This window comes from Neorhizobium sp. LMR1-1-1.1, assembly GCF_040675795.1.
In the GTDB taxonomy this organism is placed as follows: Bacteria; Pseudomonadota; Alphaproteobacteria; order Rhizobiales; family Rhizobiaceae; genus Neorhizobium; species Neorhizobium cellulosilyticum.
The window spans coordinates 1-20,490 of the sequence record NZ_JBEGHE010000058.1; the positions used below are offsets into that span (position 1 = coordinate 1).

General features: G+C 60.0%; 20 protein-coding genes and 1 tRNA gene. 19 read left to right on the forward strand and 2 right to left on the reverse strand.

Annotated features, from left to right (window positions below; all coding sequences use genetic code 11):
* The first annotated feature begins 48 nt into the window (after positions 1–48).
* Positions 49–125 (forward strand) — tRNA-Met (locus tag MRBLMR1_RS25300).
* A gap of 574 nt (positions 126–699) precedes the next feature.
* Positions 700–2,154, forward strand: coding sequence for a tagaturonate reductase (locus MRBLMR1_RS25305; protein ID WP_148147682.1), 1,455 nt, complete (start codon positions 700–702; stop codon positions 2,152–2,154).
* 232 nt (positions 2,155–2,386) lie between these two features.
* On the opposite strand, the gene MRBLMR1_RS25310 is transcribed toward MRBLMR1_RS25305, so the two are convergent.
* The gene (locus tag MRBLMR1_RS25310; protein WP_148147683.1) at positions 2,387–3,298 is read right to left on the reverse strand and encodes a DUF7973 family transport facilitator; all 912 of its coding nucleotides are present in this window, start codon (positions 3,296–3,298) and stop codon (positions 2,387–2,389) included.
* A gap of 651 nt (positions 3,299–3,949) precedes the next feature.
* On the opposite strand from MRBLMR1_RS25310, the gene MRBLMR1_RS25315 reads away from it, so the two are divergent.
* The 17 genes from MRBLMR1_RS25315 to MRBLMR1_RS25395 all read left to right on the forward strand — a co-directional run bounded on the left by MRBLMR1_RS25315 (position 3,950) and on the right by MRBLMR1_RS25395 (position 20,140).
* Positions 3,950–4,552 carry a DJ-1/PfpI family protein gene (locus tag MRBLMR1_RS25315; protein ID WP_148147684.1) on the forward strand — a complete coding sequence of 201 codons (603 nt, stop codon included), beginning with the start codon at positions 3,950–3,952 and terminating at the stop codon, positions 4,550–4,552.
* 63 nt (positions 4,553–4,615) lie between these two features.
* Positions 4,616–7,156, forward strand: coding sequence for a glycyl radical protein (locus MRBLMR1_RS25320; RefSeq protein WP_183686377.1), 2,541 nt, complete (start codon positions 4,616–4,618; stop codon positions 7,154–7,156).
* 124 nt (positions 7,157–7,280) lie between these two features.
* Entirely contained in the window at positions 7,281–8,420 is a 1,140-nt protein-coding gene (locus tag MRBLMR1_RS25325; RefSeq protein ID WP_148147686.1) for a 1-propanol dehydrogenase PduQ, read from the forward strand.
* Between the two features lie 92 nt (positions 8,421–8,512).
* Positions 8,513–8,797 carry a propanediol utilization microcompartment protein PduA gene (gene pduA / locus MRBLMR1_RS25330; protein WP_148147687.1) on the forward strand — a complete coding sequence of 95 codons (285 nt, stop codon included), beginning with the start codon at positions 8,513–8,515 and terminating at the stop codon, positions 8,795–8,797.
* Positions 8,798–8,826: 29 nt separating this feature from the next.
* Entirely contained in the window at positions 8,827–9,648 is an 822-nt protein-coding gene (gene pduB, locus MRBLMR1_RS25335; protein ID WP_148147688.1) for a propanediol utilization microcompartment protein PduB, read from the forward strand.
* An 18-nt stretch (positions 9,649–9,666) separates the two neighbouring features.
* Positions 9,667–10,233: a BMC domain-containing protein gene (locus MRBLMR1_RS25340; RefSeq protein WP_148147689.1), complete on the forward strand. Its 567-nt coding sequence runs from the start codon at positions 9,667–9,669 to the stop codon at positions 10,231–10,233.
* Positions 10,234–10,260: 27 nt separating this feature from the next.
* Complete coding sequence (locus tag MRBLMR1_RS25345) at positions 10,261–11,043, forward strand: phosphate propanoyltransferase (protein WP_500066932.1); 783 nt, start codon at positions 10,261–10,263, stop codon at positions 11,041–11,043.
* Positions 11,044–11,056: 13 nt separating this feature from the next.
* Entirely contained in the window at positions 11,057–11,896 is an 840-nt protein-coding gene (eutJ, locus tag MRBLMR1_RS25350; RefSeq protein WP_183686375.1) for an ethanolamine utilization protein EutJ, read from the forward strand.
* On the forward strand, positions 11,893–12,654 hold the full coding sequence (locus MRBLMR1_RS25355; RefSeq protein ID WP_148147690.1) for a hypothetical protein: 762 nt from the start codon (positions 11,893–11,895) through the stop codon (positions 12,652–12,654). The genes eutJ and MRBLMR1_RS25355 overlap by 4 nt, the downstream gene beginning before the upstream one ends.
* A 10-nt stretch (positions 12,655–12,664) precedes the next feature.
* Positions 12,665–12,958: a EutN/CcmL family microcompartment protein gene (locus MRBLMR1_RS25360; protein ID WP_148147691.1), complete on the forward strand. Its 294-nt coding sequence runs from the start codon at positions 12,665–12,667 to the stop codon at positions 12,956–12,958.
* Positions 12,942–13,505: a heme-binding protein gene (locus MRBLMR1_RS25365; protein WP_148147692.1), complete on the forward strand. Its 564-nt coding sequence runs from the start codon at positions 12,942–12,944 to the stop codon at positions 13,503–13,505. Before MRBLMR1_RS25360 ends, MRBLMR1_RS25365 begins: the two co-directional genes overlap by 17 nt.
* The gene (locus MRBLMR1_RS25370) at positions 13,502–15,160 is read left to right on the forward strand and encodes an aldehyde dehydrogenase family protein (RefSeq protein WP_148147693.1); all 1,659 of its coding nucleotides are present in this window, start codon (positions 13,502–13,504) and stop codon (positions 15,158–15,160) included. The genes MRBLMR1_RS25365 and MRBLMR1_RS25370 overlap by 4 nt, the downstream gene beginning before the upstream one ends.
* Positions 15,161–15,209: 49 nt before the next feature.
* On the forward strand, positions 15,210–15,512 hold the full coding sequence (locus tag MRBLMR1_RS25375; RefSeq protein ID WP_148147694.1) for a BMC domain-containing protein: 303 nt from the start codon (positions 15,210–15,212) through the stop codon (positions 15,510–15,512).
* A 51-nt stretch (positions 15,513–15,563) separates the two neighbouring features.
* Entirely contained in the window at positions 15,564–16,481 is a 918-nt protein-coding gene (locus tag MRBLMR1_RS25380; RefSeq protein ID WP_148147695.1) for a glycyl-radical enzyme activating protein, read from the forward strand.
* Between the two features lie 56 nt (positions 16,482–16,537).
* Positions 16,538–17,689: a methionine adenosyltransferase gene (metK, locus tag MRBLMR1_RS25385; protein ID WP_148147696.1), complete on the forward strand. Its 1,152-nt coding sequence runs from the start codon at positions 16,538–16,540 to the stop codon at positions 17,687–17,689.
* Positions 17,638–19,011, forward strand: coding sequence for a sensor histidine kinase (locus MRBLMR1_RS25390; protein WP_148147697.1), 1,374 nt, complete (start codon positions 17,638–17,640; stop codon positions 19,009–19,011). The genes metK and MRBLMR1_RS25390 overlap by 52 nt, the downstream gene beginning before the upstream one ends.
* A gap of 34 nt (positions 19,012–19,045) precedes the next feature.
* On the forward strand, positions 19,046–20,140 hold the full coding sequence (locus MRBLMR1_RS25395) for a response regulator (protein WP_148147698.1): 1,095 nt from the start codon (positions 19,046–19,048) through the stop codon (positions 20,138–20,140).
* 7 nt (positions 20,141–20,147) lie between these two features.
* Here MRBLMR1_RS25395 and MRBLMR1_RS25400 read toward each other — a convergent pair whose 3' ends face one another.
* Positions 20,148–20,462 carry a helix-turn-helix transcriptional regulator gene (locus tag MRBLMR1_RS25400; RefSeq protein WP_148147699.1) on the reverse strand — a complete coding sequence of 105 codons (315 nt, stop codon included), beginning with the start codon at positions 20,460–20,462 and terminating at the stop codon, positions 20,148–20,150.
* Between the last annotated feature and the right edge of the window lie 28 nt (positions 20,463–20,490).

The following is a 20,490-nucleotide window of genomic DNA, read 5'->3' on the forward strand; positions in this document are numbered from 1 at the left end:
TTAATCGTTGGCGTAGTCGCGATAAATCCCAAAGGGATTTACGCTTGGCGCGGGGTGGAGCAGCCCGGTAGCTCGTCAGGCTCATAACCTGAAGGCCGCAGGTTCAAATCCTGCCCCCGCAACCAAAATTATCCAAAAGCCAAGAATAACCGCCATCCTCAGGAAATCGAGGCCCAAAAACTCCGCTCTCCGCGGCTGAACGCGGAACATACATAAAGCAATGCCCCGCAGTCCCGAGCTTGCCGATGGTGGCCTTGCCTGTGGCTTTCGCTGAGCGAAAGCTCGCCGTTGTAACGCAGTCCGTGCCGTAGTACCCAAGCCATGAAAGCGAGGGGAATACGGCTCAATCGAGTTTAGGCAAAACCTGGCCAGAGACCCGCTTCTCCCCCAAATATTGAACAAGCCCCATCTGGGGCTTTTTTGTTTTTGAGGACATTTCCGGCTTGTTTATCGCGGGCAGCGGAACGGCCGTTCCTTGTGGCGCAGTGATCGCAGCTCGCCAAAGTGCCTGAGCGGCACGCCATATTGCGGCGTTTCGTAAACTTGTGTGAATGTCGCTCCATGCAAGACATCGAATATGTCCCGAAAGTTGCGAAATGTGCGGTGACACGTTGCGAGATCAAAGACATCCGCAATCGCGTCATCTTCAAATCGCGGGTCACTCTTTCATCAATGCCTTTGCATCAAGGAAAAAGATATATGAAACGTCTCGATGAGAGCTTTCTGAAGGGCCGCGCCCGCCCGACCCCGCGTGTTTTGCAATGGGGAGAAGGCAATTTCCTGCGCTCTTTCGTCGACTGGAAGATCGACCTTCTGAACGAGAAGGCAGGCTCCGACTGGGGGGTCATCGTTCTTCGCCCGATCGCCGGCGGTTTGCCCTTCACGCTTAACGAACAGAACGGCGTCTACACGGTCCTCTCCCGCGGCATGAACGATGCCGGCGAAAAGGTCTCCGAGCCGCGGCTGGTCGCCTGCGTGCGCCAGGAGATCCCCTCGCATGAGAGCTGGCAGGATGTGCTGGCTCTGGCACATGATCCGAACATCACCGTCGTCGTCTCGAACACGACCGATGCCGGCATTGCCTATGTTCCAACGGTCAAGTTCGAAGATGCGCCGCAGGTTTCCTTCCCCGGCAAGATGACCCGCTTTCTCTTCGAGCGCTGGACGGCATTCAGCGGAAAGCCTGAAGCCGGCCTGCAGATGATCGCCTGCGAACTCATCGACCATAACGGCGACGAGCTGCGGCGCATCGTTCTGCAGCATGCAAACGAATGGAAACTCGATCCTGCCTTCATCACATGGCTGGAGAAGAATAACGCCTTCTACAACACGCTGGTCGACCGGATCGTGCCCGGTTATCCTCGTGCCGAGGCTGATGCTCTGGCAGAAGAACTCGGTTACGAAGACAAGTTCATGTCCGCCGCCGAGCTTTTTCATTTCTTCGTAATCGAAAAGAAGCCGGGCATGCCGGACCTGCGGATCCCGCTTGCCGATCATGATGAGGGTACGCTCGTCGTCGAGGATGCAACGCCCTATAAGGCGCGCAAGGTGGCCATCCTCAACGGCGCGCATACTGGACTTTGCGCACTCTCGCTGCTGGCCGGTGTCGAATCGGTCGGTGAGGCCGTGACGCAGCCTGCAGGTGCAAAATTCCTCGACCGGCTTCTCAACGAGGAGGTCATTCCGTTCCTGACGCTGCCCAAGGCAGAGCTGGAAGAGTTTGCCGCAGCCGTGCTGCGCCGGTTCCAGAACCCCTATATCCGGCACCTCTGGTATGACATCAGCCTCAATGGCATCGTCAAATACCAGACGCGCAATCTGGAGCGGTTGCTTGCCTATCAAGAAAAGTTCGGCAAGCCGGCACCGCTGATGACGCTGTCGCTCGCATCATGGCTGGCCTTCTATCTGGGTCGGTTCAAGGGGGCGGACACGCTTCCGCCGCGCGATGCAGCCGAGGTGGTCGAAAAGATTAAGGCGATCGGTGCGCTCGGTGATGTCGAAGCCGTGGTTGCCGCCTATCTGCAGGAAACGTCCTTCTGGGGCCGCTCTATCGACACAGCTGAGCTGCGTGCCAAGGTTGTCGAGGATTTCCGGTATCTCAATGAAGAAGCCTTCTCCTTCGACCGTCTGCAGGCTTTCCTCGACAAGGCCTGAGACCAACAAAAACGTGCCCCGATTTCTCTCGGGGCACGTTCATCTAAGGCACGGCGCGATCTTTCAGATTCGCTCTCCGTGCCTTAGCTCTTTGTTTTTAATCATGTCTTTATCCAGAAACCGGTAACCCCTTTCGGGAGACATGCTGTCGACTGGCGGTAACTTGGCGGCGGCGCGATCGGGAGGGATTATCGCACCGCCTCGAGGTCGGCTTGAGGCCGGATGCCCCTTTTCAGACCGGCAACGGAATCAGAGTCCAGAAGCCGAGGAAAGTCAGCCCGTTGAAGACCAGCGTCATCAGCGCGATGGTGCAGGCCGGCGGGTCGATATGGGTGTCACCGTGGCAGAGAAACAGCCGGGCGAAAAACTCACCGACGAAGGCACAGACAAGACCGGCGATTGCGGCCCAGATGATGCTGCCGGAGGATGCGCCGACGATGGCAGCCGGCAGCATGATATGGTGGGTCACCGGCGTCAGCACCCCGACAGTCAGAAACAGCAGGCTGGATGCGGCGATGCCGAAGGCCAAAAGTGCGCCCGGCGTGCCATAGGTTAGCCCAAGCCATCCGCCGAGCAGACCGCCTCCGATACCGATCATCACCAGCTGGCCGACGCCGCTCTGGAAGACCAGCCACTTGGTGGCGTCGGTCGGCTCGAAGAACTTGCGGCCGGGTTCGGCCTTGCCGCACAGGCCGCAGGTGCCCCAGATGAAGCGGGCAATGAAGGCCGAGATGACGACGGTTATGCCGGGAAGGTCAGTCCAGGCGAGCGTCGGCGAAAAATTCGGCACCATGGTGAGCAGCCAGAAAATTACATAACCGACAATGCCGAAGGCGCCGCCGACAAGAAGTACATCCGGGCTGTTGAGGCCCATGCCGGCAGTCACGATATTGCGGCCGGTATCAAGCTTACCCTTGCTGGCGGCATAGGCTGCTGCGGCAACACCCGAGGCGAAGCCACCGACATGGGGGCCGAACACACCGAAAGGGATGCCGAAGAAATCCGTCGCCGCGGGGGCAACCGCAAGCTGGATGCCGACGCCAAGCATCGTCAGGATGCCGACGAAGGCGAAAGCAGGCAAGGCGCCGATTGCGGCGCCGAAAATCCCGCCGCCAAAGGCGACGAGCAGACCGAGCATTGTCATTCCATTTCCTCCTTGGGATGCCGGTGGCACGATACGTGCCGCCCCGGCCGTCACCTGTCCAAATCTCGTGGACACCTCTCTCTTCTGTCCCGATCGGACATCCCAGCCTCTCCGCGCGCATGTTCCCACCGGCTGAGCGCAACTGCCCAGCCGCCGCAATCGCTAACGCGTCTTGCGAGTCCCATGTTTTTAAGGAATGTCGATCAAGGCGAAGATTATCGAGACGCGCTCGAACGGGTCAACGCAACAGGTTTGGCCTCGAAGGGTAGTTTCTTGACAGCCGACACTCCGATGTCAGTAGTTCGGAAAAATTTTTATCAAAATCAGTGACTTGCGCTTTTGGTCGCAGGCTTTTGAGCGGTGCAGGACGGCCTCGGAAGCGTCCCCAGTGCTTGCTGCGATGACAAGAAAACACCGCATGTGGTGATCCCTTGTCATGCGCTTTTCGCCGAATTGCGCCGATGATGGTCCGAACCACCTCATTTCTAAGGTGTTTTCCGATTTTCCCTGTCAGGTCAATTATTTACCCGCGCTGGTCAAGACGGTCTCGTTGACCCTTGAGGTGCGGCGGGCCTACCTTTTTCGACAGGAGGTGCCGGACCAAACGACCAGTGAATGGCCATTGGGCGATCCCGGCAGATAGTGAAATTCATGGCAAAGCCCAGCGACAACAAGATCCTGATGATCGTCGGTGACTATACCGAGGATTATGAAGCGATGGTGCCGTTTCAGGCCTTGCAGATGCTCGGCCTTCAGGTTGACGCAGTCTGTCCCGGCAAGCGTCGGGGCGAGATGGTCAAGACCGCGATCCACGATTTCGAGGGCGACCAGACCTATTCGGAAAAGCCCGGACACCTGTTCCGGATCAATGCCGATTTCGCTCTGGTCGAGCCGGAGAATTACTCCGGTCTTTATCTCGCCGGTGGCCGGGCCTGCGAATATCTGCGCCTCGATAAACAGGTGCTGAACATCATAAGGGCTTTCATGGAAGGGAGTAGGCCGGTGGCCGCTATCTGTCATGGCCCGCAATTGCTGACCGCCGCCGATGTGGTGCGCGGGCGCAAGCTGACAGCCTATCCCGCGGTCGAACCGGAGGTTCGGTTGGCTGGCGGTAATTTCGTTTCGATCGCGGCCGATGATGCCGTGACCGATGGAAACCTCGTAACCGCGCCGGCCTGGCTGGCACATCCGAAACTGATGCGCGGCTTCGTGCAGCTGGTTTCTCCCACCATTCTGAACTGCCCAATACCCTGAACTGCAAGACGCGCTCCCGCTGGCTTGAGGCCGTGGGAACGACATTCACTCCTGGAGGACGTAATGATTGAGAAGGGCTTTTCCAAACCGACCGACCGCATATTGCGGTTGAAGAAACAGATCATCGACGCGCGGCCGCATGTCGAGTCCGAGCGCGCCGTGCTTGCGACCCAGGCCTACAAGGAAACAGAGGGCCTGCCGCCGATCCTTCGTCGCGCCAAGGTGGTCGAGAAGATTTTCAACGAGCTGCCGGTGACGATCCGCGACGACGAACTGGTCGTCGGCGCCATTACCAAGAATCCGCGCTCGACCGAAATCTGCCCGGAATTCTCGTTTGACTGGGTGGAGAAGGAATTCGAGACCATGGCAACGCGTGTTGCCGATCCTTTCGAGATCCCGAAGCAGACGGCAGACGAGCTGCGTGAGGCCTTCAAATACTGGCCGGGCCGCACCACGAGCGACCTCGCTTCATCCTACATGTCGCAGAAGGCCAAGGATTGCATCGCCAATGGTGTGTTCACGGTCGGCAACTATTTCTATGGCGGTGTCGGCCATGTCTGCGTCGATTACGGCAAGATCCTCAACATCGGCTTCAGCGGCGTGATTGCGGAAGCGGTCCGGCACCTCGAAGCGCTCGACCAGATGGATCCGTCCTATATCAAGAAGCAGCAATTCTATAACGCCGTTATCATCTCCTATAAGGCTGCAATAGACTTTGCGCATCGCTACGCTGCAAAGGCCCAGGAACTGGCCGGTCGCGAAAGCAACCCGACACGTCGGGCCGAACTGGAACAGATCGCCAAGAACTGCCGCCTTGTGCCCGAATATCCGGCTTCCAACTTCTGGGAAGCCTGCCAGACGATGTGGTTCATCCAGTGCATGCTGCAGATCGAATCCTCCGGTCACTCGATTTCGCCCGGCCGCTTCGACCAGTACATGTATCCCTTCCTGAAGGCCGACACGTCGATCAGCCGTGAATTCGCCCAGGAACTGATCGACTGCATCTGGATCAAGCTCAACGACGTCAACAAGACCCGCGACGAAGTCTCGGCCCAGGCCTTTGCCGGTTATGCCGTGTTCCAGAACCTCTGCGTCGGTGGCCAGACGCCGGAGGGTCGCGATGCGACCAACGACGTTTCCTACATGTGCATGGAAGCAACGGTTCATTGCCGCCTGCCGGCACCGTCCTTCTCCATCCGTGTCTGGCAGGGCACGCCGGACGAATTCCTCTATCGGGCTGCTGAAGTCATCCGCCTCGGTCTCGGTGTTCCGGCTGTCTATAACGACGAAGTCATCATTCCGGCGCTGCAGAACCGCGGTGTCTCGCTGGCCGATGCCCGCGACTACGGCATTGTCGGCTGCGTCGAGCCGCAGGCAATCCACAAGACCGAAGGCTGGCACGATGCTGCCTTCTTCAACGTCGCCAAGGTTCTCGAAATCACGCTGAACGACGGCAAGGTGGGCTCGACCCAACTCGGCCCGGTCACCGGCGATCCGAAGCGCTGGACCTCGATCGAAGATTTCTATGACGCCTTCAACAAGCAGATGGCCTTCTTCGTCAAATATCTGGCCGAAGCCGACAACTGCGTCGACATCGCCCATGGCGAACGTGCGCCGCTGCCGTTCCTGTCTCCGATGGTCGAAGACTGCATGGGACGGGGCAAGTCGCTGCAGGAAGGTGGAGCGCTCTACAACTTCACCGGTCCGCAGGCCTTCGGTGTCGCCGATACGGGTGACTCCGTCTACGCCATGAAGAAGTTCGTCTTCGACGAAAAGAAGATCTCCATGGCCGAACTGAAGGAAGCGCTCGACGCCAATTTCGGGCTTGCCATCGGCCAGAAGGCCAATACGGCCGGCGGTGGCGAACTGACGGAAGGCCAGATCTACGAGGCCGTCCGCAAGGTGTTGTCGTCCAACAAATCGATGGATGTGACGGCGCTGAAGGAAGAGGTCTATCGCACGCTATCGACCGATACGATCACGGCGCCTGCCGGTTCGTCGAAATATGAAGGCATCCGCCGCCTGCTCGACTCGGCCGAAAGTTTTGGCAACGACATCGACGATGTCGATCTGATCGCCCGCAAATGCGCCCAGATCTATTGCCTCGAAGTCGAAAAGTACAAGAACCCGCGCGGTGGCCAGTTCCAGGCCGGTATCTATCCGGTCTCGGCCAACGTGTTGTTCGGCAAGGATGTCGGTGCATTGCCTGACGGCCGTCCGGCCAAGGCCCCGCTTGCAGACGGTGTCTCGCCCCGCCAGGGTAAGGACCATCTGGGACCGACGGCTGCGGCAAACTCCGTTGCCAAGCTCGACCACTTCATCGCCTCGAACGGCACGCTGTATAACCAGAAGTTCCTGCCCTCGGCTCTCGCCGGCGACAACGGGTTGCGCAACTTCGCCTCGCTGGTCCGCTCCTACTTCGACCAGAAGGGCATGCACGTACAGTTCAACGTCGTCGACCGCGATACGCTACTCGCAGCCCAGAAGGACCCGGAAGCCTATCGCGATCTCGTGGTTCGCGTGGCCGGTTACTCCGCCCAGTTCGTCGTGCTCGCCAAGGAAGTGCAGGACGACATCATCAGCCGTACGGAACAGCATTTCTGAGACGGTAATCCGGACCCTGCCTGAAACGGGGTCGGGATCAGGAAACAGCCCGGGCGGGTCCCAGCCCGCCCAGGTCACACAAAACCGAACGATACCGCTAATCCCGAACTGCAACAGGTGACATATGCCTTCCTACAAAAGCTTCTCCCCCCGGACCGAGATCGTGTTCGGCGAAGGGTTGCTTGACCGGCTGCATGCCTATCGCGGGCAGCGGGTCGGGATCGTCACCGATGCCTTCATGGCGAAGTCCGGTCCGCTTGACCGGGTGCTGCGCCATCTCGATGGCTGCGAGATCAAGGTTTTCGATGAAGCCATTCCCGAGCCGCCGATTGCGACCGTGACCAAGGGTGCCGGTGTCTTTGCCGAATTCCGTCCGCAGGTGCTTCTGGCGCTCGGGGGCGGTTCGCCGATCGATGCCGCCAAGGCCATCCTGTCAGTCGTTCGCGCTACCGATACGGCGCAAAAAATTGAATTCGTCGCCATTCCGACGACCAGCGGCACGGGGTCGGAAGTGACCTCATTCGCCATCATCTCCGATCCGGCAAACGGCAAGAAGTTCCCGCTGATCGCGAAAGAAATGGTGCCGGATGTGGCGATCCTCGATCCCGAATTCGTCCGCACGGCGCCGCCGAAAGTGACGGCGGATACTGGGATGGATGTCATCACCCATGCGCTTGAGGCCGTGGTTGCCAATGGCGCATCGCATTTTACCGACGCCTTTGCCGAAAAGTCGCTGGAACTCGCCTTTGCCCACCTGCCGCGCGCCTATGACGACGGCAATGACATGGAGGCACGCGATGCGATGCATCAGTCCTCCTGCCTTGCCGGCCTTGCCTTCAGCGAGGCCGGGCTCGGGGTCAGCCATGGTCTTGCGCATGCGATCGGCGGGCGGATGCACCTCGTTCATGGGCGCATCAATGCAGTGCTTCTGCCGCATGTGATCGCCTGGAATGCGGGGCTTGAGGACGATGCACCGGGTTGCCGCGAAACCGCCGCCCGTTATGCACGCATCGCCTCCCGCATAGGGCTGGACGTGCCGAGTGTCAGGGCAGGCGTCATCGCGCTGATCCGTGCGATCCAGGCACTCAATCAACGGTTCTCCATCCCGTCCACGCTTCGTGGCTTCGGCATGGATGCCGAGGAATATCGTCGGGCAATGCCCGATATGGCAGCGGCCGCCATGGCGGACGCCTGCACCGCAGGAAACCCACGCAGGCCCACGCTCGAGGAGCTTTCCATGCTTCTCGGCCGGGCCGGGGGCTAGGCCGGGAGGGAGGGGGCCGACGATTAAGTCCAACCCGCGAGAAACGGTCATCACATCAACGTCTGAACACCGAAACGCTAAGGAGTTAAGTCATGCAACAGGAAGCTCTCGGAATGGTCGAAACCAAAGGTCTGGTTGCTGCCATCGAAGCCGCCGATGCCATGGTCAAGTCGGCTAACGTCGCCATGGTCGGTTATGAAAAGATCGGTTCCGGCCTCGTCACGGTTATGGTCCGCGGCGATGTCGGCGCAGTCAAGGCCGCAACCGATGCCGGTGCCGTCGCCGCCGAAAAGGTCGGCACGGTCGTTTCCGTCCACGTGATCCCGCGTCCTCACATGGAGGTCGAGAAGATCCTGCCGGAAAGCAAGGTCGCCTGAACCCCTGAACACACAAAGGAGGATCGACAATGCAGGATGCTCTTGTCGAAAAACTCATGGACGAGGTAATCCGGAAGATGGGTGGGAGCGAAAGCTCCCCGGCCCCGGCCGCCTCTCCCGCTGAGAAGCCGGCTGCCCAGAAGACGGCGCCGAAGGCCTGTAATCTTACCGAATTCGTCGGCACGGCAATCGGGCATACGGTCGGTCTGGTGATTGCCAATGTAGACCCGCTACTGCACGAGCAGATGAAGATCGACAAGAAATACCGGTCGATCGGCATTGTCGGCGCACGTACCGGCGCAGGTCCGCATATCTTTGCTGCAGACGAAGCGGTGAAGGCCACCAACAGTGAAGTGCTGCTGATCGAACTGCCGCGCGACACGGAAGGCGGCGGCGGCCATGGCAGCTTGATCATCTTCGGCGCCGAGGACGTTTCCGACGCCCGCCGTGCCGTCGAAGTGACGCTGTCTGAACTCGATCGTACCTTCGGCGACGTCTACGGAACGCCGGCCGGCCACCTGGAATTCCAGTATACCGCCCGCGCCAGCTATGCGCTGAACAAGGCCTTCGGGGCACCACTCGGACAGGCATTCGGCATCACGGTCGGCTCTCCTGCCGCAATAGGCGTGCTTCTGGCCGATACCGCCGCAAAGGCCGCAACCGTGGTACCGACCGGTTTTGCTTCCCCAGGCAATGGCGGAACGAGCTACTCGAACGAAGCGATCTTCCTGTTCAGTGGCGATTCCGGTGCTGTCCGTCAGGCCATCCGCGCCGCACGCGATGTCGGCAAGCAGGTGCTCGGGACGCTTGATCCGGCGGCGGTGGTCTCCTCGACCAAGCCTTACATCTGACCCTGAAAGGAGACTGTCATGTTGCAGGAAAGCCTTGGATTGATCGAGACCATCGGATTGACGGCTGCAGTGGCTGCCGCCGATGCGGCGGTGAAATCCGCCAATGTCACGCTGGTGGGCTACGAGCTTGCCAATGGCGACGGCATGACAGTCGTCAAGGTTCGGGGGGATGTCGGGGCCGTCAAGGCTGCGGTTTCCGCAGCCGCTGCAGAAGCTTCACGTGTGGGAACGGTTGTCTCCACCAGCGTGATTGCCCGTCCCGCAAACGGACTGGGCAAGATCGTGGAAAGCGGGTCCACTGTCGGTCTGAAACCACCTGCCGCAGCGGTTGCTGCGGCGGAGGTTTCCCCGGAGGTTTCTCTGGCGGTAGAGGATGTTGTTGCAGACGATCCGTCACTTGGGCCGGAAGCTCCGGTGACGGAAGCTGCTGAAGCTCCGGTGGAGGAAGTCGCATCGGCAGAGCCGGAAACCCCGGCCGTTGCCGAGGCTTCTGAAAAGCCTGAGATCGAGGTGGCGGCCGAGCCGGCACCCCAGGCTGCAAGCCATGCGCAATCCCGCGCCGATCGTCGCCATCGCAGGCGATAGCCGGCACCAGAAAGACGAGAACTTCAGGTGACAGCGAACACCGGCGGCAACACCGCCGGGTGGATTGCTGCGCCCATGAAAGGCCCGGTCGTCATGTCGGGCCAGGACGAACAGGACACCATAATGCAAATCAACAGCCCCATGATCGACCGCGTGATCGCCGAGCTTCTGGCACAGAGCCTCACCGTCTCGGCGGAGCAGGCGAAACCTGCCGCAAAAGACTCGGAGGACCGCGATCCGTGGCTCGTGCCGATTGGCGTGTCGAACCGCCACATCCATCTTTCGCGACCGGACATGGACGCGCTTTTCGGTCCCGGTTCGGAACTGACGCGCATGAAAGCGATGAAACAGCCCGGCCAATATGCGGCGGAAGAAACGGTGACGATCCGTGGACCCAAGGGCCAGATCGGCAAGGTGCGGGTGCTCGGGCCGCTGCGCAAGGAAACGCAGATCGAGGTTTCGGTCGCCGATGGTTTCACCCTCGGTATCAAGCCGCCGCTGCGCATGTCGGGAAAACTGGAACAGTCGCCAGGCATCGAAGTGATCGGCCCCTATGGAGCGATCAAGAAGGAGAGCGGCGTGATCGTGGCGCTCCGCCATATCCACATGCTGCCGGCTGAAGCCGCAAAACTTGGCCTGAAGAACGGCGAAGAGGTCGATGTCGAGGTTGGCGGCGTGCGCGGCGGCATCATGCACAGTGTGACGATCCGTGCTGCCGAAGCTTCATTCATGGAAATGCATATCGACGTCGAGGAGGCCAATGCATTCGGCCTGAAGAACGACGCGATGGTGTGGATCCGCAAGGTCTGATCGGAGAGAAGTCATGTCGAGCATCGACAGCAAACTCAAGGCTTTCGGGGAACTCGTCCGGCAGGGCACGATCGTGCCGCAGCCGGAATGGGCGCCCGGCCGGCTGAAGGTTGGCGTCGATCTCGGCACGGCAAACCTCGTGCTTTCGGTGGTCGATGCGGAGAATAATCCGGTGGCGGGTACGTCCTGGCGCTCGACCGTCGTGCGTGACGGCATCGTCGTCGATTATATCGGCGCGGTTCACGCTGTTCGCCGCATGAAAGAGGAGCTTGAGGAGCGGCTCGGTCAGCCGCTCTCGCGCGCTGCAACCGCCATTCCGCCCGGCGTTCATCCGTCCAATGCGAAGGCGATCGGCCATGTGGTCGAATCGGCCGATTTCGAACTGGCGGAGATTGTCGATGAACCGACCGCCGCGGCGCGCCTGCTTGGCGTTGAGAACGGTGCGGTGGTCGATGTCGGCGGCGGCACGACGGGCATTTCCGTTCTCAAGGACGGCGAGGTGGTTGCCACATTCGACGAGCCGACCGGCGGCACGCATATGACGCTGGTTCTGGCCGGTGCCAGAAAGATCTCCTTCGAGGATGCCGAGGCTGAAAAGCTCAATCACGCATTGGAGCGGGATGTATTTTCGATCATCCGGCCGGTGGCCGACAAGATGGGGCGTATCGTCGCCGAGTTTCTTGCCGACTACCCTTATGTTGACACGATCCATGTCGTCGGCGGCGCCTGCTCGTTCAAGGATTTTGCGGCGGTTCTCGTCAGTCATACCGGACGCCGGGTCATCAAGCCCGTCGAACCACTGCTGGTTACGCCGCTCGGGATCGCGATGTATCACGATGGAGGCCAGGCATGAGCATCGATGCCGTTCTCGATCATATCCTTCTCGATCTTCTGTCCGACCGTATCATCGAGCGGATGAGGGGCGGAGTGCCAGCCAAGCCGCGCTCGGCGCTGGTGCTGTTTGCGGAAACGGATTTCGGGCTTGAGGCTGCGCTCGAACAATTGCAGCAGCTTCGCGATGCGGGATGGGCATTTGAGACGGTCATTGCGCCGGAGGCACGGCAATCGCTGAAGGATCGGCTTGCTGGCTTCGGAGCAGCGGAAGTCGAAGGCAAGGCCGATTATCTTCTGGATCGGCACATGACCATACTGGTTCCAGCGCTCAGCGTTTCGCTCGCCGCCAAGGTGGCGCTCGGCATTGCCGACGATCCGCTGTCGAAGATTCTGCAGGGTGGGCTTGAGAGAGGTGTCCGCATCATCGCCGCCCGAGATGGCGTCTGCCCCAACGGACGGGATCGGCGCGCGCGTGGATTGCTGCCGAATGTGGCCTATCAGGCGACGATGAGCGGCCATCTGCAGACACTGATGAGTTACGGCATCGAGCTGAGCTGGGCTGCACGGCTTGCCGTCACCGTCGAGGGCGACACGCCTGCGTCTGCAACGCCTATAGCTGCACCGAAGCTTATTGCTGCACGAACCGAGGGCGTGTTCGGCCTGCGCGAGGCTCGCAGCCTCAACGCCACGGAACTGCGTCTGGGTCATGCCGTGATCGTCACGCCGGCCGCCGCGGAAGAACTGCGCGCGCGCGACATCGCGCTTGTGAGGGAGTGAGGATCAAGCCATGTATCTCGCCAAAGTTATCGGACGGGTGGTCGCCACGACCAAGGATGCGAGCCTCTCGGGTTCGAAACTTCTGATCATTACCCGGCTCAATGAAATGTTGGAGCCGCAGGGCCAGACGCTGATTGCCGTCGATACGGTCGGGGCCGGCAAGGGCGAAACGGTCATCGTCACATCCGGCAGCGCCAGCCGCTTTGCCGGCACGCTGCAGAGTTCAGTCGTTGATGCCACGATTGTCGGCATTGTCGATACGGTCGAAACAGACGGGGGAGTGAGCGATGTTCGCCACCCGTAATTTCGCCCCCCGCGACCTGCAATTGATCGAAGTGGCACTCGCCGCCGAGCTTGCCGGGCACATTGCCGGTAGAGGGTTTGCAGCCGGCATTTCGCTTGCCGATGCCTGCGCCATTGCCGAGCGTGCGGAGAACCGTGCGCGGCAGATGTCGGTGCCGGTCTGCATCGCAATCGCCGATGCCGAGGGACGCTCGATCCTGTTTCACCGCATGGAAGGCAGTCTGCCGGCAAGCACCAAGCTCGCTGCCGCCAAGGCCTGGACTTCTGCTGCCTATCGCATGGGAACCGATGAACTCGGGTGCCTCGCCCAGCCGGGCGGCATGCTTTTCGGTGTCGGCCATTCGGGAAGCGGCGCCGGCAACGGCTCGGGCGAAGGCCAGGTTGTGCTTTTCGGCGGGGGCATTCCCTGCCGCGCTCATGGTGCCGTGATCGGTGCCATCGGCATCAGTGGCGGAACGGTCGCTGAAGACATGGAGATCGCCCGCTACGCGATCGATGGATTTCCCGAAAGAAGGGGAACGGTCCCCGAGGAAGGAAGAGGATTATGAACGACCAAGACATCAATGCCGCCGTCAATCGCGTGCTTGCCGGGTTCAACGGCGCAATCGCTCCGGCTCCGACCCCTGTTCCTGCCCCTCCTCCGGTAAAGAGTGCAGCATCCTCGGTCGAAGATACGGTGGCCCGCATCATCGCGGAAATGGGCGGTTCCAGGCCTGCACCGGCTGCCGACCCCACAGCGCCATTCAGCCAGGGCTGCATCGTTGCCGATGGTATGGTGACGAAGTCCGCCGGCGAAGTGAACTGCTCCTGCTGCGAACGCAGCGACTGCGCGCTCTCTTCCGCACCGGCTTCCCTGAATATCTCCGATGAAGAAGCCGTTATTCTGGGCGACGGCGTGTTTGCCAGCATGGACGAGGCGGTGGAAGCCGCAGCCGAAGCGCAGAGGCAATATCTGTTCTGCTCCATGGCTGCACGAAAGAGCTTTGTCGACGGTATCCGCGATATTTTCCTCGATCCGGCCATGCTGGAACGGATTTCCAGGATGACCGTCGAACAGACCGGCATGGGCAATGCCAGCGACAAGGTGATCAAGAACCGGCTCGCCGCTTCCAAGACCCCCGGCATCGAAGATCTGAAGACCGAAGCCGAAAGCGGTGATGGCGGCCTGACGCTGGTTGAATATTCCGCCTATGGTGTCATCGGTTCGATCACGCCGACCACCAATCCTACGGAAACGATCATCTGCAATACGATCGGCATGCTGGCAGCTGGCAATGCCGTCGTGTTCAGCCCCCATCCGCGCGCCAAGATCGTATCGCTCCTTGCAATCAAGCTTATCAATCGGAAGCTCGCTTCGCTGGGTGCGCCGGCAAACCTGGTTGTTACCGTTCAGGCACCGTCGATCGACAATACCAATGCGATGATGGCGCATCCCAAGGTGCGCATGCTGGTGGCAACCGGCGGCCCGGCCATCGTCAAGACGGTGATGTCGACCGGCAAGAAGGCGATCGGCGCCGGTGCCGGCAACCCGCCGGTCGTCGTCGATGAAACGGCAGATATCGAAAAGGCTGCCAAGGACATCGTCAGCGGCTGCAGCTTCGACAACAACCTGCCCTGCATTGCGGAAAAAGAAGTGATCGCGGTCAGCCAGATCGCCGATTTCCTGATCTCGCAGATGCAGAAGAACGGCGCCTATCTGGTCAAGGATATGGCTGTTGTGAAGAAGCTCGAGGAACTGGTGCTGACCGCGAAGGGCGGGCCGCAGACCAATTGCGTCGGCAAGAGCGCTGTCTACCTGCTCGACAAGGTCGGGATTTCGGTTGGTCCGGAGATCCGCGTCATCCTGATCGAACTGCCGAAGGAACATCCGTTCGTGCAGGAAGAGTTGATGATGCCGATCCTGCCGCTGGTGCGGGCAGGAGACGTGGATGAAGCGATCGATCTTGCCGTCGAACTGGAGAATGGCAACCGCCATACGGCGATGATCCATTCCACCGATGTGCGCAAGATCACCAAGATGGCGAAGCTGATCCAGACGACGATCTTCGTGAAAAACGGCCCGTCCTATGCGGGTATCGGCGTCGGCGGCGAGGGTTACACGACCTTCACCATAGCAGGTCCGACCGGCGAGGGGCTGACGTCGCCGAAATCCTTCGCCCGTCGTCGCAAGTGCGTGATGGTGGAGGCGCTGAACGTCCGCTGAGGTAGGGACGTCTGTCGTTCGAAGAAGACTGGAAGAGAGGAGATCCGCCATGGCAACCCGCATCATCAACGCTCCGCATCCTGACGTGTTGCAGATGCTGCAGCGACGGATGCCACCGCATGGCCGGGCCTGGGTGCAGGCCAACCGGGTGGATTCCGTCGGGCTGATGCAGATCCCGGTGGCGGACCTTTTCTACTTCTCCGATCTCGCATTGAAGGCTGCAGGCGTTTTCACCGTCGAACTCTACGGCACCTGCCCGCAGCACGTCACTTCGCTTGCCATCATGGGAGAGACCTCGTCCGTCCGCATGGCGATGGATGCCATCGCAGCAGCACAACAGTCCGAGTTCTGAACGGCGCCGGAGGAGGCGCCGGAACGCGGCATAAAAAGACAGGATATTGAAATGAATACGATCGACTACGACAGGCAAGGCATCGTCTTCGACATCCAGCGCTATTCCATCCATGACGGGCCGGGTGTGCGCACGATCGTGTTTCTCAAAGGCTGCCCGCTGCGCTGCCGCTGGTGCTCCAACCCGGAATCGCAGAACCCCGAGCCGGAACTGTTCTATCGCCGTTCAGCCTGTATCAAATGCGGCCAGTGCATGGCGGTCTGTCCGACCAAGGCGATTGCCTATGAGAATCCCGATTTCGTCGATCGAAATAAATGCATCAAGTGCGGAGCCTGCACCAAGGTCTGTCCGACGCAGGCGCTGAAGCGTGCCGGCAAGACGATGAGCATTGCCGAGGTGATGCAGGAATTGCGCAAGGATGCGCATCATTATCGCCGGTCCGGTGGCGGGATCACGCTTTCGGGTGGTGAGCCGCTGTTCCAGCACGAGTTTGCCAAGCAGCTCCTGATGGCCTGCCATGAGCAGGGCTGGAACACGGCGATGGAGACGACGGGTTGCACGACCCGCGAGATCGTTCGCGACGTCATTCCGTTTGTCGATCATGTGCTGATGGACCTGAAGGCCATCGATCCGGCGGTGCATCGGGCCAATACCGGTATCGACAACCGCATCATTCTCGAAAACGCGCTCTGCATCGCATCGCTCACCCACACGGTGGTGCGCATTCCTGTCGTGCCGGGGGTGAACGACAATGTCGAGGCGATCACTGCAATCGGCAATTTCGCCAAGCTGATGCCGGGCGTCGATACCGTGCATCTCTTGCCCTACCACACCTATGGCGAAAACAAATACGAGCTGCTCGGCCGGCCATACCCGATGGCGGATGCCCCCAATCTCAAGCCCGAAGACATGACGCCGTTCAAGGCGGCAGTTGAAGGGCTTGGCTTCAATTGCGTCATCGGCGGCTGAACCCAAAAGACGATGACCCGGGACGCGCATCCCGGGCCTGGATAAAGGAGGCGATCATGGTCGCGCGCTACACGACGGCAGAATCGGTGACGGAAGGTCATCCCGACAAGGTTTGCGACCAGATTTCGGACGCCATTCTCGACGCCCATCTTGCGCAGGATCCGATGGCGCGCGTGGCGGCCGAAGTTTTGGTTTCGGGCAACACCGTTCATATCGCAGGCGAGGTGACGTCGCGGGCTTCGGTTGATGTGACCCGCGTTGCGCGCGATGTGATCCGGCGTATCGGCTATATCGATCCCAAGCTGGGCTTCGATGCGGATGGGTGTTTCGTCCTCGTGGATCTGCATGAGCAGTCGCCCGATATCGCACAGGGTGTGGTCCGCGAGACGGATTTCGGCGCCGGAGACCAGGGGATTTTCTACGGTTACGCCAGCAATGAAACCGAAAGCCTGATGCCTGCCTCGATCGATTTTGCCCACAAGCTGACCCGCAGGTTGGCAGAGGTGCGCAAGAGTGGCCGTCTCGCCTGGCTGCGGCCGGATGGCAAGGCACAGGTGACATTCGCCCATGATAAGGAGGGCCGGCCGGAAAGGCTGATCAGCATCGTGGTCTCGACCCAGCATTCGGGCGAGATCGAACGCGAGGAGTTGCTGCGCGGCGTGCTGGAAGAGGTTATCGCGCCGGTGATGGGGCCATGGCTGAAGCGCGATACGCGGGTTCTCATCAATCCGACAGGGCGTTTCGTCAAAGGCGGCCCCGCGGCCGATACGGGGCTTACCGGGCGCAAGATCATCGTCGACACCTATGGCGGCATCGGTCGTCACGGGGGAGGCGCCTTTTCCGGTAAGGACGCAACCAAGGTCGACCGAACCGGGGCCTATATGGCGCGCTATATCGCCAAAAACATCGTTTCCGCCGGACTTGCGACAAATTGCGAAATTTCGCTGGCTTTTGCGATAGGTCAGAAAGAACCGGAAATGGTGGCGGTATCATCCGCGGAGAAATTGTCGGTCGATTCCGCTTTGCTTGAGGAGGCGATACGCGAGCTTTTCCCGCTCAGCGTATCCGGAATGATCGATGTGCTTGGACTGAGACGTCCGATATTCGAGAAAACCGCTTCTTACGGCCATTTCGGCCGTGACGCGGAGGGGTGGTCATGGGAGCAGACCGACCGAGCGGGCAGCCTGAGGAGGTGGTGCCGCAGATAAATCCGGAGATCACGATCTTTCCGGCCGCGATAGATCGGCCAGCTGAAAATTCGCTGGCGACCAAGGCCGCGCGACGCAAGAGATTGCTGGAGCTGATGAGCACCGAAATGCTCCAGAAGGTCCAGGACAATTTCAGCGCTGCGGTCGGGGTGGCGATGGTAATCGTTGATCCGGAAGGCGTACCGGTCACCAAGCCGTCCGGGTTTTCGGCATTCTGCCAAGCGGTTCGAGCTCGGGCCGAGTGGCGGGAACGGTGTTTTCACTGCGATGCCGTGGGTGGTCGCACCGCGCTCTCCACCGGGGAGCCATCTATCTATCGATGCCACTGCAGTCTGGTCGATTTTGCGGCTCCCATCATCGTGCGCGGTGAATATCTCGGGGCGGTCATTTGCGGCCAGGTCAAGCTTACCTCGGATGAAGGTGCGACCGGTCTCGTCGATCTTTCGAATATCTTTCCCTTCGAAGGGTCGTGGCGAGAGCATCAGCCGCTGCTGGACGAGCACCACCGGATCAACGAGGTAACCTACGAGAAGCTCCGGTCGGCTGCCTATTCGTTGTTTTATATCGCATCGCATATCGTCGAGGAGAGTTATTCCCGCGGTGTGGCACAGGAGCTTTATGCAAAGAACCTGAGGCTTGCGGAGGAATCGAAACGGCGGGCAGAGCTTGAAAGGCTTCTGCGAGAGGCTGAACTGCAGGCTCTTTCCTACCAGGTTAACCCGCATTTCCTGTTCAACGTCCTGAACACAATCGGCCGTCTGGCGTTGGTCGAAAACGCACCTGAAACCGAAAACACGGTGCATTCCTTTGCAGAGATGATGCGTTACGTGCTGAAAAAGAGCGGGTCGCAATTCGTGCCATTGCAAATGGAAGTGGAGCACGTTCGCAATTACCTTCATCTCCTGAAGCTTCGAGTCGGTGATCGTTTCGAGTTCTCGCTCGATGTGCCGGAGGAGTTTCTCGACGTGCTCTGTCCGGTCATGGTGCTCCAGCCGATCGTCGAGAACTGCATCAGTTATGCGATAGAGCCGCGCGAGAGCGGCGGCGTGATCGAGATCTCCGCCTACCGCGACGGGGTCGAGCTGATCATCGACATCGTCGACAACGGTGACGGCATCTCGTCGGAGCGCAAGCAGGCGGTTCTGCGCGGCGAGGCGGATCGCGGCGGACGCAAGAGTATTGGGATCTACAATATCGATAGCCGGCTTCGTTATTACTTCGGCACGGATCATGGACTGGAGATTCTCAGTCCTTTTCGCCAGGGGCGCGGGACGCTGGTGCGCATGCGTTTCCCTCTGGAATTCGAGCCGTTCGACTTCTGAAGGGCGGGCGGCTGACGCTTGAGAGGAGATTTGCATGTTCAACATGGCAATCGTCGAAGACGAGGAACTGGAGCGGCGCGCCCTGCGCTCGATCATCGAGCGCAATACGGATGACATCAGGATCGTCGGCGAAGCGAAGAACGGTTCTGAAGCGGTCAAGCTGCTTGAAAGCGAACGCATCGACGTGATGCTGCTCGACATCAAGATCCCGCGTCCCAACGGGCTGGAACTGCTGCAGATGGTGCGTGAGCGGCATCTGGCGACGAAAGTGCTGATCGTTACGGCTTATGACTATTTCGACATCATGCAGGCCGCGATCCAGTACAAGGCGGACGGCTTTCTGTTGAAGCCGGTGCGGACCGAGGCATTGCTCGATGGCGTACGTGATTGCCTGGCCCTGCCGATACCTGAAAAGACGGTGCCGAACCTGCATCTGGTCCCGACCATGGATGCCGACGAGGAGGAGACAGAGGACGAAATCGACATCGCCGACCGTATTCGGTCTTTGGTCGAAAGGCGCGCCTATCGCGACTGCCTTCGTCTGGTGCGGACGCGGCTGGAAGGCATCTATGCTCACAAGGACGTGGCGCCGCGCCATGAAGTGCTCGATCTTGCCGAAATCCTGACGGATCTTCTGGAGGAGATGGACCGCAAATTACCGTTGCCGATGGCGCGGCAGGTCGCAGAGCTGGAAAACCAGCGCCTCGATGCCCGCAGCCAGTACAAGGTCCAGGAATTGCTATGTCAGATCACCGACATTCTTTTCGACCCCGGACAGGAGCATGGCGGGGCAGCCGGGGAGCGGATCGAAACAGTTCTGCATTTCATCGAGCGCAATCTCTCCAAGGGGGTAACGCTTGAGGACGCGGCGGAATTTGCGCATGTCAGCCCCTGTTATCTCAGCCGGCTGTTTCGCAAGAAAATGAATACGACCTTCATTTCCTATCTGAAGGGGCAGCGGATCGAGCGCGCCAAGGTTTTGCTGCAAAACAGCGACCTGCCGATCAGCAATGTTTCGCTGGACCTTTCCTATGCGGATGCGAACTATTTCTGCAAGGCGTTCAAGAAGGAGGTCGGCATCTCGCCTTCGGAATACCGGCAGCAGTTCCAGAAAGCGCGCGTCGGGTGAACTAACGTCAGTCGGAAGCCGTTTTCCTGTCCTTGGGGCAGATGGCGACACAGCCGTCTTCCACCGTCACGAAAGCCAGCCCGCCCTCTTCGAAGGCGCGCCTGAGCTGGGCTTCGGTCGAGCGATGGACCTCGTGGCGATCACCTTCATAGTCCCTGATCGTGCTACGGGACACGCCTGAGCGATCCGCCAGATCGCCTTGCGTCCAGTCGAGGAAGCCACGGCCTGCCCGACAGAGCGCCGGCGACAAAATCTTTCCCTGATCCGGTTGACCCATTGTTCCAAATTGCCCATATTGGTCAGAATAAATCATATATGGCAGTTTGATCCGGTTGGCTAGTGGGGCACCC